The organism is Caballeronia eucalypticola (genome assembly GCF_047608185.1).
Taxonomy (GTDB): Bacteria; Pseudomonadota; Gammaproteobacteria; order Burkholderiales; family Burkholderiaceae; genus Caballeronia.
The window spans coordinates 35,361-50,360 of sequence record NZ_JBLKRU010000054.1 but is presented as its reverse complement, the minus strand read 5'-3'; the positions used below and the strand labels follow the sequence as shown (position 1 = coordinate 50,360).

Annotated in this window: 14 protein-coding genes and 1 pseudogene; 4 read left to right on the top strand and 11 right to left on the bottom strand. The window is 58.5% G+C overall.

The window, feature by feature from the left end; all coding sequences use genetic code 11:
* Positions 1-138 precede the first annotated feature (138 nt).
* The gene (locus tag ACMX25_RS35320) at positions 139-1,260 is read left to right on the top strand and encodes an IS110 family RNA-guided transposase (RefSeq protein WP_414949685.1); all 1,122 of its coding nucleotides are present in this window, start codon (positions 139-141) and stop codon (positions 1,258-1,260) included.
* A 429-nt stretch (positions 1,261-1,689) separates the two neighbouring features.
* On the opposite strand, the gene ACMX25_RS35315 is transcribed toward ACMX25_RS35320, so the two are convergent.
* The 4 genes from ACMX25_RS35315 to ACMX25_RS35300 all read right to left on the bottom strand — a co-directional run bounded on the left by ACMX25_RS35315 (position 1,690) and on the right by ACMX25_RS35300 (position 4,921).
* Positions 1,690-2,496 (bottom strand): transporter substrate-binding domain-containing protein, encoded by an 807-nt coding sequence (locus ACMX25_RS35315; RefSeq protein ID WP_414954523.1) that lies wholly within the window; start codon positions 2,494-2,496, stop codon positions 1,690-1,692.
* 360 nt (positions 2,497-2,856) lie between these two features.
* On the bottom strand, positions 2,857-3,531 hold the full coding sequence (locus ACMX25_RS35310; protein WP_414954522.1) for an aspartate/glutamate racemase family protein: 675 nt from the start codon (positions 3,529-3,531) through the stop codon (positions 2,857-2,859).
* Positions 3,532-3,533: 2 nt separating this feature from the next.
* A complete protein-coding gene (locus ACMX25_RS35305; RefSeq protein WP_414954521.1) occupies positions 3,534-4,460 on the bottom strand; it encodes a glutamate cyclase domain-containing protein in 927 nt (308 codons plus the stop codon).
* A gap of 128 nt (positions 4,461-4,588) precedes the next feature.
* Positions 4,589-4,921, bottom strand: coding sequence for a LysR family transcriptional regulator (locus ACMX25_RS35300; RefSeq protein WP_414954520.1), 333 nt, complete (start codon positions 4,919-4,921; stop codon positions 4,589-4,591).
* 483 nt (positions 4,922-5,404) lie between these two features.
* On the opposite strand from ACMX25_RS35300, the gene ACMX25_RS35295 reads away from it, so the two are divergent.
* Positions 5,405-7,411 (top strand): thiamine pyrophosphate-dependent enzyme, encoded by a 2,007-nt coding sequence (locus tag ACMX25_RS35295; RefSeq protein WP_414954519.1) that lies wholly within the window; start codon positions 5,405-5,407, stop codon positions 7,409-7,411.
* Positions 7,412-7,757: 346 nt separating this feature from the next.
* Positions 7,758-7,991: a hypothetical protein gene (locus ACMX25_RS35290; RefSeq protein ID WP_414954518.1), complete on the top strand. Its 234-nt coding sequence runs from the start codon at positions 7,758-7,760 to the stop codon at positions 7,989-7,991.
* Positions 7,992-8,077: 86 nt separating this feature from the next.
* Here the strand turns inward: ACMX25_RS35290 and ACMX25_RS35285 are convergent, their stop codons facing one another.
* Positions 8,078-8,422, bottom strand: coding sequence for a DoxX family protein (locus tag ACMX25_RS35285; protein ID WP_414954517.1), 345 nt, complete (start codon positions 8,420-8,422; stop codon positions 8,078-8,080).
* 2 nt (positions 8,423-8,424) lie between these two features.
* A complete protein-coding gene (locus ACMX25_RS35280) occupies positions 8,425-9,348 on the bottom strand; it encodes an NAD-dependent epimerase/dehydratase family protein (RefSeq protein WP_414954516.1) in 924 nt (307 codons plus the stop codon).
* Positions 9,349-9,478: 130 nt separating this feature from the next.
* Here ACMX25_RS35280 and ACMX25_RS35275 point away from each other — a divergent pair, with 130 nt between their 5' ends.
* Complete coding sequence (locus ACMX25_RS35275; RefSeq protein WP_414954515.1) at positions 9,479-10,084, top strand: TetR/AcrR family transcriptional regulator; 606 nt, start codon at positions 9,479-9,481, stop codon at positions 10,082-10,084.
* A 154-nt stretch (positions 10,085-10,238) separates the two neighbouring features.
* Here ACMX25_RS35275 and ACMX25_RS35270 read toward each other — a convergent pair whose 3' ends face one another.
* From ACMX25_RS35270 to ACMX25_RS35250, 5 genes and pseudogenes are all read right to left on the bottom strand, one after another.
* Positions 10,239-10,697 carry a CPBP family glutamic-type intramembrane protease gene (locus ACMX25_RS35270; protein WP_414954514.1) on the bottom strand — a complete coding sequence of 153 codons (459 nt, stop codon included), beginning with the start codon at positions 10,695-10,697 and terminating at the stop codon, positions 10,239-10,241.
* Between the two features lie 125 nt (positions 10,698-10,822).
* Complete coding sequence (locus tag ACMX25_RS35265; RefSeq protein ID WP_414954513.1) at positions 10,823-11,212, bottom strand: hypothetical protein; 390 nt, start codon at positions 11,210-11,212, stop codon at positions 10,823-10,825.
* Between the two features lie 149 nt (positions 11,213-11,361).
* On the bottom strand, positions 11,362-12,984 hold the full coding sequence (locus tag ACMX25_RS35260; RefSeq protein WP_414954512.1) for an FAD-dependent monooxygenase: 1,623 nt from the start codon (positions 12,982-12,984) through the stop codon (positions 11,362-11,364).
* A gap of 201 nt (positions 12,985-13,185) precedes the next feature.
* Positions 13,186-13,384 (bottom strand): annotated as a pseudogene (locus tag ACMX25_RS35255) (AraC family transcriptional regulator); the annotation flags it as partial.
* Between the two features lie 110 nt (positions 13,385-13,494).
* Positions 13,495-14,646 (bottom strand): porin, encoded by a 1,152-nt coding sequence (locus ACMX25_RS35250; protein ID WP_414954511.1) that lies wholly within the window; start codon positions 14,644-14,646, stop codon positions 13,495-13,497.
* Positions 14,647-15,000: the final 354 nt, after the last annotated feature.

Genomic DNA, 15,000 nt, shown 5'->3' with positions numbered 1-15,000 from the left:
AAGTCAGTATGACTTCCGTGGAAGTAAGGGCTGGCCCCACAGGAAGAGTTGAACCGCGCGGGTTAGCATAAAGCCAGAGCCGTAAAAGTGAGGGCGAACCGCTCACTCGAAGTGTTCATTTACAACCCGGAGGCCAGCATGCAAAACGTTAGCACATTGTTCGTCGGACTGGATGTTCATAAGGATTCCATCACCGTCGCTTACGCGCTGGACGGCGGTGAGGTGGAGGTGCTGGGCAAGATCGGCACCACTCAGGCCGATCTTGATCGTCTGTGCAAGCGGCTGTTGTCCAAGGCCAAGCACGTGCGTGTCGTGTATGAGGCGGGCCCCTTTGGCTACGTCTTGCAGCGGCGCCTGAGCGACAAAGGCATCCAGTGCATGGTGTGCGCCCCCACGCAGATACCGCGCAAACCCGGCGATCGCGTGAAGACCGACCGGCGCGATGCCATCAAGCTCGTGCGCTCGCTGCGCGCCGGCGATCTCAGCGCCGTCAACATCCCCACCGTCGAAGACGAAGCGTTTCGCGATCTCGCCCGAACCTGGGCAAAATCGCGCGACGAGCTTAAGCGCGCGCGCCAGACACTGAAGGCATTTTTGCTCTCGCACGGCGTGCGCTACGTGGGGGTGGCCAATTGGGGACCGGCGCACCGCAACTGGTTAAGCAAATTCTCGTTTGGCAACGAGTGGCAGGATTTCGCGTTTAACGAGTTACGCCGCGCCATCGAGGATCGGTTTGCACAATGCCAGCGTCTGGAATCGGCCATGCGCGATGCCGTGCCACGCTGGGGCTTTTATCCCGCCGTGCTTGCTCTGCAATCGATGCGCGGTATCCAGTTCACCGCTGCCGTGGGCTTGCTCTCGGAGTTAGGCGATTTGAGTCGCTTTGCGCACCCCCGACAGTTGATGGCCTGGCTTGGCGTGACGCCCTCGGAGTATTCCTCGGGAGGCAAACGGCGCCAAGGCGGTATCACGAAGACCGGCAATTCCTTTGCCCGCAAACTGCTCATCGAGGCGGCCTGGAGTTATCGGCATACGGCCAAAGTGAGCCCCGAGATCCAGCGTCGTCATGAGGGCTTGCCAAAGGTTATCGTCGATCGGGCGTGGGACGCGCAGGTGCGCCTGTGCCGGCGCTATCGAAAGCTGGTGGCGCGCGGCAAAAGCACCAATGTGGCCATCGTCGCGGTGGCTCGCGAACTGGCGGGCTTCATCTGGGACATCGGCCGGTTGGGCATGGCGCAGGCGAGCCCGCGCTCGGAGTAAGGCAGGTGAAGGCAGCAAAAAAGCAGTTCGCAATGAAACGGTAGTTTCCTGAAGGCGGCGTAGCCCGGTATTCGAGTTATCCGCGTCATTTCTTGGCAACGGTTCATTCCGACTTGCGCACAAAGCTAGCGGCAGACTCACGAAACGGATCTCTGTAATGCGGTAACCAACCCGCGAATATCAGCCTGATTCACCGTCGAGTTTTACTGCTACGCCGCCCTCAGGAAATTGCAGCGCCCACTCGAATATGAGTGAAATAAAAATCTGAACATCGACGCTTGACACGGAAAGTCATATCAGAAATCCAAGCCCATTGTGCACCGTCAAAGGTGTCACATAAGTGCTAGGCTGCGGCGCAGAAAATATGGAATTTTCCAATCTGGAATCCTAATTAGATAGATAAAAACGGATGACACAAGGCATGCCCGATCAGTTCATCACCGTCTTCGACAACGGCACACCAAAGTACTTTATATAGATGTCGTTGAGCTTGCCGTTCTTCAAATTCTTGCCCACCCAGTCATTAAGCCACGCCATTAGTTGCGGATCGTCCTGACGCAAGCCAATGCCGAGCGGATCTTCACTCATTCTGAACTGCAATTCGAAATGCTGATTAGGACTAGCTTGCTTGACCGCAATGGCGTCGGCGAGCGATGCCGCAAAGATGCTTTGCTGCCCGGATGAAACCGCTGTTCTGGCTGTTGCTTCATCGAGGTATCGAACGATCTGCACGTCCTTGACATCTTTCTCTTTGATGACGTTAGTCAGGTCCAGGTCCGCCGTGTTGCCTCGCGCCACAGCAACCGACTTCCCGGCCAGATCAGCCGGCGTCTTGATGCTGTCCTTACCCGGCGCGAGAATCAGGATTGGCTCCGTTGCATATGGACGCGTGAACGAGATCACCTTCTTCCGATCATCGGTGATGGAGAACGACGCAATGACAATGTCCGCCTTGTTGGTCAGCAGGAACGGAATGCGGTTGGGACCGTTCACCGACAAGACCTGAAGCTTGACGCCAAGGTCACTGGCGATGAGCTTCGCGATATCGAAATCAGTGCCTGTTTGCTCGGCTTTCGTGTCGAGCATTCCATAGGGCGGATGCGTGAAATCGATCGCAACAACAATGGTGCCCCGGTCCTTGATGGCTTTCAGCGTATCCGCCGCGAGGGCCGCGCTGGCATTCATGACAAAGGTCGCACCTAATAGCATGCAGGCGGCTAATTTTCGAACGTTCATGGCTTTTCCTTTGAGGTTTGGCTAATTCGCCGCTTGTGCGGTATTGACGACCCATTGAAGGCCGACGATTAATTTATGGCTCACTGCCGGACCAACCCTCCATGCGTCAACAGCGAGGCCCATTCACGTATCCGTTACATATACTGTCATGGGTAAAAAAGCCGGTCAAGCGCGAGAGAGCGATCATTTGCGTAACTTCCATCGAGGCAAATACGGTGTAGAAACCTGCAGGCAGTCGATGGCGAAAACAAAAATTTTCCACAAGTAGCCGGTCAATACATCACGAAAAATGAGTTGGCTCCTTCAGGAAAATCGCTACTGCCAAAGTGCTGCACGACACAGTAATGCCCGCATATCGGATCAACAGTTAGCTCCAAGGTCGACAAGTTGCTGCAAACGCCGCACGGCCGTCGCCGGTGCGCTAAGCACTGGATTGCTAATGCGTTGCTGAACCAGGGTCGTCGCCCGCGATGTCGAGAAATGAGCGAGCAGGACCACATCGCAATGGGCAAGCTCGGGCGCTCGTTCGGCGATCAGCCGGTCGTGTGCCTGCTCCTCTCCTTTGCGCAGCAGATCGATGGCATCGTCGACCACGATGATTTCCAGTCTCGCCGATGACCCGCGTCGTGCGGCTTCCTCGGCGAACTCTGCTTCCATCGTGACCACTGCAGGGGCGAATGTCGCGAGCATGCCGATCTTGTTACCGTACTCAAACGCGGCGCGAAACATTGCTTCGTTGGGCTTGAGCACCGGGACCGGCAACTCCGACGCGGCTCTTTCGATCGCAGGCCCGAACGCGGAGCAAGTCGCGAGGATGCCGTCCGCGCCGGCCCTATGCGCGTAGTGCACGAGGTCAACGAAGCGTTCAACTAAACTCTGCGAGAGGTCATGCGTTTTCGCCCGTTCCGCGGTCAGGCCGTCGTCGAGCAGATTGACCAGTTCGGCCTCGCCCCATGCCTCTGAAAACGCGTGATGAATCGGCGGCATGGCGACCGGCGTAGCATGGATCAAAACAATTCGAGGCGATCGCTTCATGGTCATCGGGCCTCCGTTACCAACGCCGCGATCTCGTCGATCACCGCAATGTGGTTATCGAGCGGCAAGCGGTCGATGGTCATCTGCAATTGCCCCAGACGGTCCACCCTGCTGTCGTCGATTGCCTGGCCGACGTGCACCGCGGCATCGAGGATCGTGAATTCCATTTTGCCGTTGAAGTGCTTGAGCAACTTCGGCGCGAGATCGGGACGAAGATGTGCGGTCGCGCCAAGTAAGCCATACGCCCCCCAGTTGGAGACGCCCGCCACGATAAGGTAATCGGCTGGCGTGGTGGCGGCGATCAACGGCCCGTTGGGAATATCGGATTCCACCAGCGACTTTGGCAGCACGCCCATGCCGATCTCGTTGCCGCCATCGCCAACGCCGATGGTCGTCCATTTCGGCTCCCATCCTTCGTCCTTGAAAAGCAGGTCCAGTGGCGCGGTGTCGTTGGAGATATCCCAGCCATGCTCGCGATGCGGCTTGCCGTCCGATCCAGGCGCGCATCGCTCGATTGCGATGATATGCGTCAGTGGTTTTTCCGAGGTTTCGAGGTGCTCGCGAAGACGCCGGACCGACGCGGCATTCACCGACACGATTTCCAGAGCCACCTTGCCGGGCAACACGTCGGTGACGGCCCACGCAGCTTTCCCGCACGGAGCGTCCGAGATCACCGTTACCGGAATTCCCGCCTCTACCAGTCCCGCGGCGAGTTGACCCATGCCATTGAGCCCGTCTGTTTCCGGTGAAGGCGGCTCGGCGTGCCGCACAAAAAACCCACATACGATTCCCACGTGCGGCGCCGGATGTTCAGCGATGGATCTCGCGGCCTTCTCAAGGTTACCCTTCGCGAACGCGACGAGACGGCTTATATCGCGACGCACGGTACGTCCGACAACTTCTTCAATGGCATCGATCACAACAGGCATTTCAATTCTCCGGGGTTTTTCGACTGACAGTCCTGAACTGATGGGTTTTCGTAATTTATTTAGTAATCCGTATTTCTTGAAATGAGACAATTTTTTTTGAAGATCGCAAAGTGCTAGCGGTCTCGGTGTTATGGCCGGTGCATGAGTAAAAGGTCCAGCCGATTGCATTGCGGACCCGACGGAAAATCGGACTGGTGAATCCGATCTCCCTGGATAAGCTCCCGAGCGCACTCGAGCGCGTCAACAACCTGCGCGGCAACATCGAGCAAGCGCACTCCGGCTTCCGTCAATTCGAGCGATGGACGCGACCGGTCGAAAAGCGGCGCGCCGACCCAATTTTCCAGGCCACTGATTCGTCTGCTTAATCCAGACGTCGACACGTGACAACGCTCGGCCGCCCGGCCGAAGTTCCTTACCTGGCATAAGACAACGAAGTTCTTGAGATTGAGCAAATCGACCATTCCGTCCTCCCGTCACGAAATATACGTCAGGTATTTCTATCAGAATAACTCGAAATAAAACCTGTTGCGTGCAAGTTCAAGCGTCCGCCGTTGCGGATTAAGCAACGGGAGCTTTTGGGACTCTCTGCGAGGAAACGCCTTGGACGGCGGTGCATGCGAGTAGCGGCGCTTACGGCTCCGACTTATTTCCTCTTGGCGAGAGAACTCGTCGCGCAGAAGTCGCCCTAAGCAGCAGCCGGGGTTGGTAAAACATATTGGGTCTTCGCCATTACGGTTCGAAATGACAAAGTGACGAACATCCGGGAGTACATCGACACGCTTGCACTGCTGCGGGCCTCCAAAATTTGAGGTTGCAGATGACAACCCATCTCTTAGCCGTTGCTCGACGCGTCCGGCAATACTGTGTTTGCCCTTAAATGCAAAAGAGAGCATCGGCGTCTTAGTCAACTTATTCGTTGTCTCGACCGTCTTCTCGATCCATAGATGCAGCAACGGCCAGTGAAGCGTCGGGATCACGGCTTGCTGATCCGTCGTCAGGTTGCTCTAGGCGACCCGTGCCTCGCCGATGCCAATACCAGTGCGCGAAGCGCGGACCGCGCAGATCTGGCTGCGTGTTATCGGGAGTACGTCGTGACTTCGACTCCACCATCCGACTCAAAATTTGACCGGACCACCGCCGACGAGGGACCGCAGTCCCCGCAACGCCGTGCGATGTTGCGTGCGGCTGCCGCCGGGGGTGCCGGCCTGCTCGCCGTCCGGACCGCTTCGGCGCAGGCGGCGGCGTCGCCTTCAGGGCAGCCCGCGACGCTCGGGCGCCAGCCGTCGTTTCAGCCTGACAGCGACGCAACGACGGCCGACGTGATCGTCGAAACCTTGCTGGCCTGGGATGTCGATCATGTCTTCGGCATGGTCGGCGACGGCATCAATCCCATCATCGAAGCGCTGCGCAGGCGCCAGGACAAGATCCGCTTCATTGGCGTGCGGCACGAAGAAGCTGCGGCGTTCATGGCATCGGGATGGGCCAAGTCAACGGGACGTCTGGGTGTCTGCGTCGCAACAACCGGACCCGGCGCCGTGCACCTGATGAACGGTTTATACGACGCCCACTTCGACGGCGCACCGGTTCTCGCCATCACCGGCCTCACCTTCCACGACCTGATCGGAACGCGCTTTCAGCAGAGCGTCGACACCTCTGCACTGATGCAGGACGTCGCGCTCTATAACACCGTTGTGACGGGTCCCCGCCATGCGCTGACAGTCACCGACATCGCCTGCCGCACCGCGCTCGGCTCGCGCGGCGTCGCGCACCTGACGGTATCGAAAGACGTGCAGGGCATGCATTTCTCTGAAGACAAAGCATCCTCCGAAAATCACGGCTTACGGACTTCAACCGCATGGAGCCGCCCCACTCCGACACCGGCACGCAATGAGTTGCAGGCCGCAGCCGACTTGATCAACGCCGGCAACCGGGTGGCGATCATGGCGGGCCAAGGCGCGCTCGGCGCAACAGCCGAACTGGAACAGGTCGCAAGCCGGCTCAATGCACCAGTCGCCAAAGCGCTGCTGGGGCGCACCGTGCTGCCCGACGATTCACCGTTCTCCACGGGCGGCATCGGGCACCTTGGCACGGTTCCGTCCGAGGAAGCCATGCATCGGTGCGATACGGTACTCATTATCGGCACGACGATGCCATGGGTCGATTCGTATCCGAAGCCGGGCGCCGCGCGCGGTGTACAACTGGACATCAAGGCCGAACGCATAGGACTGCGTTTTCCGGTGGAAGTGGGCCTTGTCGGCGACACGAAGGAGACGCTGCGCGCGCTACTTCCCCTGCTGCGTCAGAAGGACGATGCCTTTCTGCGCGACATCCAGGGAAGCGTCGTGCAGTGGAATGCGCTGCTTGATCGAGTAGCCGCGACCGAACGCACTCCACTGAGGCCGCAAAGCGTCATCCGCGCTGTCAGCGATGCATTGGCGCCAGACGCAATCGTGTGTCTGGATTGTGGGGCGAACACGCATTTCTCTGCGCGTTTCCTGACCTTGCGTCGTAACCAGCAACTTGTCGCCACCGGCATGCTCGCCACGATGGCGCCCGGCCTGCCATTTGCAATCTCGGCTCAGCTTGCCAACCCGGCGCGTCAAGTGGTGGCGATTGTCGGCGATGGTGGATTTGCGATGCTCATGGCGGAAATGTCGACGGCCGTGAAGAACGGCCTGCCGGTCAAAGTGGTTCTTCTCCGCAACGACATGCTGGCGGAAGTGGTCTTCGAACAAAAGGAGTTGGGCAACCCTGCCTATGGATGTGAACTCGGTGCTATCGACTACGCGCAGATAGCGACTGCATGCGGCGCGGAAGGTCTGCGCTGTACGAGTCCTGCAGGGCTGAAACCTGCCATCGATGCGCTGTTGCGTTCACCGCGCACAGCGCTGCTTGAGGTTCATGTTGATCCGGCAGAGCCTATTACGATGCCGGGCCATCTGTCGGTGTGACGCTGCGCGCGAAGCATAGGCGTTCGTAGTCGATAGCAAACGTCCCTGCCTCGAAGGCAACGGGCGATACAGAGGAGTACGCAGGCCAAAGTGTGTCGCCGGCGCGCAAATGAGGTGCCGAGCGTCTCGCTTACTCAATCCGGCGCTGACCATTGCTAGGCGCGGCAATCGAACCGCGACGACACGCGAAGACGTTTGCTTGAATCGACTATGACCCCCAAATAGTTGAGGTGCCGATATTCACGCGATTGCGGTGCCATTGCCATTGCCTTGCACGACGCTCTATCGTTGAACCAGGTCTCGAGCGCCCTGGAGAAGATACACAAAGCCGACAGGTGATTCGCCCTTGCACGCGTTACTGCGCACGCAACCGCATGTTGCCTATAAGGTAAGCGGCCTCGCAGCGGCGATTGAAAATCATACGGTCATTCTTGGGCCGTACGAACCCATCGACGACTACCGTGTTGCGGTCATCGACAACGCCGGCGTGCCGGTTGAGTTTATTGAAACGACGCTGTCAGACGACGTCATCTGGCATCGCGCCACGACAGGGCACAAGGCCACCCTGTATAAAGGATGAGCTGCGACGTCGTCGGTCATTGCGTTAGCTGATCCCCACGCGTTCTCTGCAATTTCGCTAAGCAAAACCGATTACCCGGGCAAGCTTCAAATACGAAGCGCCACCGTCACCACAACAAGAGCCGAGAAGATCAGCGCCGGAGCGAAATGCTGGAACGGCTCCCGGTTCCGCAGCAATGTGAAGAGCGCGCCAATCATGATCGCACCGGTCAAGGTCAGGCCTAAAACTCTGGTCTGTTGTCCAAGAAGAAGTGCCGCACTGAGCAACTCGAGAGCGCCACAGAGCAACCGGAACCATGCCGGATAACCCCAGTGTTCGAAGTCGCGCTTCACCGCGCCACGTCCCGCGAGATTGACTACCCCGGCAATCGCGAACAGAACCGCTACGATCATCGTGAGAATCGATTCGAAGGATTGAATGTCTAACGCCATCGTCATGCTCCTTTGCCCGGTTGAAAGTGCTTCTGCACAGAGAGGTCCGCGATCAGGCCGGGGCCATGGGGCTTCCACCCGAGAACTTCCCGGGCGCGCTGACCACTTACAGTCTGATCGAGCGCCAGTGCGTCAGCGAATGGTCCAAGTGATTTACGGGCATCGTCGAGTGGCCAGGGTTCGACGCGATCGGCGCCGACCGTGGCCCGAATCGCTTCACCCATTTCGGCGACAGCAACCGCATCTTCGGCGACCACGTTGAATATCTGTCCCGCGACTCGACCGTCCCCGCTTGCCGCCCGCTCCACCGCGCTCAGGTAGGCCGTGGCGAGATCATCGACGTGAACGGCAGGCCAGTGGTTGCGACCATCACCAATGACCCTCACCGTGCCGGTCTGACGGACCATGCCGGCATGCATGCCGAAGACGCCGCCGCCGTAGCCGTGCACCATCGCCGGCCTGAGGACCACTGCGCCAATCGAGCGGCGTGCTGCCAGCGCCAGCACCTGTTGCTCTACTGCGGGCCGCCAGGCGACAAGCGGCGTCGGGTTCAGCGCCGATGCTTCAGTTGCGGGCTCACCTTCCGTATTCCCGTAGACCCATGTGCCCGACGTATAGACAAACGCCGCGCCCGGATGCAAATGCGACAGCATCGCTACGGCCGCGGCCTCATCAGCAGCCGCGGCGGAAGCGTCGTTGGTCGACGCCATGTGCACCACGCCATCGGCGGCACCGGCAGCGGCTGCGAACGACTGCGGCTCACGCAAGTCGCCAACATGCAGTTTCACGCCGAGACTTGCCAGCGAACCCGCGGCCGCCGACTTGTCGTCGCGCACGAGCGCTGTCACTTGATGGCCGAGACTAATTGCCTTGCGCGCGACCGCTTGCCCGATAAAGCCCGTACCACCCGTAATAAATAGTTTCATAGCATTCCCTCGATCTCTGGCTGAAAAATCAATAATTTCGCACGAACGAGACTAACTGGTCTCGTTTCGTCAAATCTAAACGAGACTGACCAGTCTTGTCAACTACTCGATGATCTGTTATTTATCTGACATGAACACGTCCACTCTCCCCGACCTGAGCCCGCTGCAACGCCGTAAGCGGTCCGCCATCCTCGACGGCGCCAAAGCCGTCTTTTTAAGCCAGGGTTTCGGCTTGGCAACGATGGACGATGTCGCCGCAGCCGCGGGCGTTGGCAAACAGACGGTCTACCGGCACTTCAAGTCGAAGGAGGCGCTCTTCGTGGGTCTGGTCAGCGAGATGTGCGCTCACGTGGGTGGATTTCTTGCCAGCGCTCAGGACGAGCAATCCGATGGATCACCTGAAGTCCAGTTGCGCGAGTTGGGATGGTTACTGGCACGAAGCCTTATTACGCTGGACAATCTTCGGCTTTACCGCGCCATCGTTGCCGAGGCCGAGCGTCTTCCTGAACTCGGCCAGGTGTTTTACGAGAATGGCGCAAAGGTCGTGCGTGCCTTCGCCGCAAAAATTCTGCGACAGCGATTGGACGAATCGACTGCGGCAATACGGGCAGCGACATTCGTTCAATTGGTGCTAGGCGACGCCTATCTGGAACTGTCGATTGGCTTCACGGTGCCCAATGTTGAAGCGCGCTTTGCGGTGCAGATTGACGAGGCGATAGCGGCTGCGCTTCGCTGAAGAGCACAGCCGCGCACCGGTTTCCGTACGATCCAGGCGCGTTTATAGAATTGTGGACGTCGTTTTGTGGCCGATTACGACCTGCCGTTGACTAACGGAGCGCGACCCTAAACAACACGTTCGCTCGCCGTCGTCAGGCCTCTGTCAGCTGTATTCAGAGGACGAACATCGTAAGGCCTGCCGTCACCCAATTTCGCAGGGCATGGACTGCGAGAGTCGCTAAAAACGGGTGCCCACCTCTCGCGTCTTCAATTGCAAATACTGATCCCAGCACCAGCCCCACAAAGAACGTCATGCATATATACAAGATGCTGTAGCTGTGGCCCAACCCAAAGAATGCGGCGGATAGCACGACGGCCATTCCGGTGGGAAGCCGCAGCTTTTTCAACAGTCGGATACAAGCCCATTGCGATACTGCCGTCTCCAACAGCGGCGCCAGGATGCAACCCAGCACGATAATTTTGATGAGATCATTCTTCCCCCAACCTGGTCCGCCGAGCAGCGTTCCAGGATGAAAGACGGCGAAAGCGATGGTTGGTATGGACGCCACGTAAGTGAATGCGAGCGCAAGCGGAATCAGCCTTACGGTAGGCAGTTCGATCAGCCACGTCACCAATCTCCGAAAGTGTCTACGCGCGGTAATCATTTTTATCTTATAGACGAGCGTCGTATTGCCAACTGCCGTTAAGAACCTCTCAGCCTTGCGCATTAAAGTGGACGCGCATGCAAACCTGGAGACTAACTGGATGCGATTGCCCGCTTTACATTAGGGTCGAAATGGTTCCGATACCAATCCGCCATTGCTTGCATCTGATCGCCCCCGGGGGGGTTCTTCGCTGCGCCAACAAGTTCGGCGCATGCAGCAGCCACGGCCATAATAATCCTTGCTGATTCTGGAACGTATGGACTGTCCAACCCTTTTTCGTGCCGCTGCCGGATCACTGCGTAGCGCGTGTTCTCGGGTAAGGTCCAGGCGCTCACCAGGAATTCTTGAACGCTCACTGGTTGCCCGTTGACCGCGACTGACCGTCCTCTGTGTTCTTCGACATAGCCAGATAGCTCCAATCTCTCGCAACTATCGATCGCCGCATTCAACACTTCGCGTACCAACTGCCAATCGGTTTCCATATGACCTCGTTCTTTCCTCTCGGAAGAAATTCTTCGTGAGGTGCGCGCGGCTCTGAATTGATACGCGATTCTGGCGTCGTCAACCAGCATCCGGCGTTCAGCTTAGTCGCGTCTAACGCCACTCACGCCCATGGTCGCGGAGCCAGAAGCTAAGTAGTCGCCGCGGCATGACCATCACTCATGCGCAGGACGCGCTCAAGATATCGGTCGAGCGTGGCGACATCCTCCGCGTTGCCGCGCACGGCGACGACCTGGTCCGGGCGGATCAGGACATAACCCGGCGCATCGAATCCATAGCGTGTCGCGGGTTCGCCCGTGGCATCGAATCCGATCGTCTGCACGACACCGCTAAACGGTGCGACGCGCCGAGTGATTGCATCGACTTCGCCAAACGTCACGAGCGTGTGGCGCCCTTCGCACAGCGACGGCCATAACGTGCGCGCCGCCCCGCTCTTCGCATCGGTCCAGCGCAGGTCGAGCGCACGCGTGCCGGAAAATCCCCGTGCAGGATGGCGTGAATTGCCGGCATGTTCGACTAGCAGTCCCTCGTCGTAGGTGATCTCCGTCTCCGACATTTCAGTGCGTAACCGCGCCTGCAATGCCGGTACGCGACCCAGTACGGATACAGCCACGTCGCGCGCGAAACGCATGATCGGATTGCCGGACATCGCCGCGTGCATCAACCGCGATGCATGGCCGATCACCTGATGCGCGACCGGACGACGCTCGGCTTCATAGCTGTCGATCAGCATCTGCGCGTCGCCGCGTCCTTGCAGCACATAGGCGAGCTTCCAGCCCAGATTGAACGCGTCCTGTATGCCGGTGTTCATGCCCTGCCCACCCGCCGGCGTATGGATGTGCGCGGCGTCGCCAGCGAGAAACACGCGCTTGCTGCAATAGCGTGCCGCGAGACGCTCGTTCGTGCGAAACGACGAGAGCCACCCCGGTTGCGACAGACGCGCGCCCGGAGGGCCGTGACGGTCTATCGCCAGTTGCAGTTCTTCGAGCGTCGCGGGCGAGTCTTCGTGTGGTGCTTGCCTGTTGCTGTTGCCGTCACCTTCGCGTTCACCGGACTGTTGTCTAGCGCCTTTGCGCTCGACGATGATCCGCCACACTCCGTCCTCGAACGGAAACAGCGCGATCGTGCCGCCGTCATGCCACCAGATGTGGATGCTGTGCCGGTCCAGGTCCGCACCGTCGATACGCACGTCGCCAAGCATGAATAGTTCGGGCTCCGTATAACCTTCAAAGTCGATGCCAAGCTCGTGACGCACGGTACTTCGCGCGCCGTCTGCCCCAACGACCCACGCGGCGTTCGTTGTTTCCTTACGCCCGTCAGCATGGCGCAGAGTCGCGCTGACCGTGCCGTCGCTCTCCTCGAGCGAAACCAGTTCGACACCACGCTCTATCATGCCGCCTGTGCTCAGATACTGCGCGTTCAGGATTTTCTCGGTCTTCGATTGCGGCAACAGGATCGGTTGCGGATACGCGCTATCGATCCCTTCGCTCATGTCCACATGCGCGAGCTTCTTGCCGCCGTCGCCAAATGTGACAGCGCGCAGCGGCGCACCCGCTTTCGCGAAGGCGTCGTGCATGCCGAGCGCAGCGAGCACTTCGAGACTTGCCGGCCAGACGGCGAGTGCTTTGGACAGGCCGGCTGGATGCTCCAGCTTGTCGATGACACGAGCGGCAATACCGTGCCGCTGTAACGTGAGTGCGAGTGTCAGGCCGGTCGGACCTGCGCCGACGATTAGAACGGGGGAAGGGGTCATCGCGTTCTCCTTGCAGATGAGAAAAACGGCGTCGCTCGATAAAAAAACGGCGACAAATGGACACGGTAGCAACCGTTGTGCCGATGCTGCGAATTCTAATCCGAAGCAGTATGACGGATTTGTCGGAGCGTTTGTTGCCCATTGGGAAAATTGACCGCCCACATACCGTCGCGTCCAGTTGGCACTCCGAATTGCGCCCCGTTACCGCAAGTCCGCGCGAAGCTCACGTACTCCCCGCTCTAACCGTTCGCGCAACAGCGTACCCAGCGTCGCGCCGTCAACATACCCGACTTCAGCCGCGATTGCATCGAGGTCGAGGTCGCTGCCGTGGACAAGTGATCTGGCGTTCAACACGAAGATCCTGAAAGTAGAACAGCGGCGATTTGCCGAGCACGGCCTGAGACGTTCAGCGCGCCTATTTCTGCTATCCGCTTTCCCGGGTGTCGTCTACCGGGCCATGGGACGCGCGCATGACCGTTTCATGCGCGCGTGTACTAATGCTAAGTCAACTTAGAAGCGGTGACGCATACCCACGGCGACGACCGTCTGATTGGCGGTCGACGACGGCGACAACGTGTTGATCGATGCAACGTTCGCACCAAAGTTGCCGAGCTCACCCGATGCGTGCTGATACACGCCTTCCAGGTACACGTCGGTACGCTTACTGAGCGAGTAATCGCCTTGCAGCGACGCTGTTTGCCACTTCGGATCGCCCGAACCGTTCGAACCCGATACCTTGCCGTCGGTGAACGTGTACGCCGCAGTGAGGCTCAGGGCCGGCGTCAGCGCATAACGGCCGTTCACTTCGTAGTTGTCCATATGCAGGTTCGTGCCGGCCACGCCCGGCAGCGTCGTGCCGCCGACGTTCACGCCGGTGATGCCATCGAGTTGCGTATGCGTATAGACGAGGCCAACGTTAGCCGGGCCGTAAGCGTAGTTGATGCCGGCGCCGTAGGTGCGCTGCTGTTGCGCGGCGATAGCTGCAGTGCCGTCGCCTTGGGATATGGCGCCACCCACGTTATTACTGCCCGAGTTGTTCAGCTGCAGGTAAGCGGCTGCGACGCTCAGCGGGCCATTGCCATAAGAAGCACCTGCGCTCCATGCGCGATTGTTCGAGAACTGCCCGGCCGCATTGCTGAAACCGTAGAGGCCGCCGAACTTCACGCCGCCGTAATTCGCGCTCTGGTACTTCACTGCGTTCTTGACCGAGAACGAGTTGTCGAGATTGTCGTTATCGAACGGGTGAGCGGCCAGGTTGTTGCCATAGCCTGCGCCGGCTTCTGACAGCGGCGCCAGATAATCAACCACCGAGTCGTACTGACGACCGAGCGTCACCGTACCGTACTGATTGCTTTGCAAGCCGACGAACGCCTGACGATTGAACATCGTACTGTTTTCGCTGAAATTGCCGTTGTTCAGGTTAAAGCCGCTTTCCAACGTGAAGATTGCGTGCAGGCCGCTGCCCAGGTCTTCACTGCCGCGCAAGCCGAAGTAAGTGTTCGATACCGAACCGCTGCCTTGTTGCCAGTTGCTGTGGCCGCCTTCGTTGTTTGCAAACACAAGGCCGGCATCTAATGTGCCGTAAAGGGTGACGCTGCTTTGTGCGTGAGCGGTGATGGCGAACACGCTCATGAGGCTAGCTGCGATGAGGGTTTTCTTCATGATTTGTAAAGCTCCGAAACATTGCGAGAGAATCGTATTCAAGTAATCGTCGATAACCTGATCGGCGATCCGCTGCGCAGTGTATTCCCGCAGACGATTTCTTTAGCCGCGTTTCAAGCAATAGTATTTTCTGAAGCCGCAATGGCGAAAGCTTAAGCAGATAAGTGCAAGTAGATTAAGGAAAAAACACCTTTCACATTGGATGCGTGAAGTTGGTGTCAAGGCCTATTTGTTGTGCATATGCGACGTGGTCGCTAAAGGACTTTGCAGGACGGCCTTGTAAGATTTACGCCGATCGAACTCTGCGAAAAAAGTTTCACGTCATTTTATCAATGGACTCTTCCATTCACTACT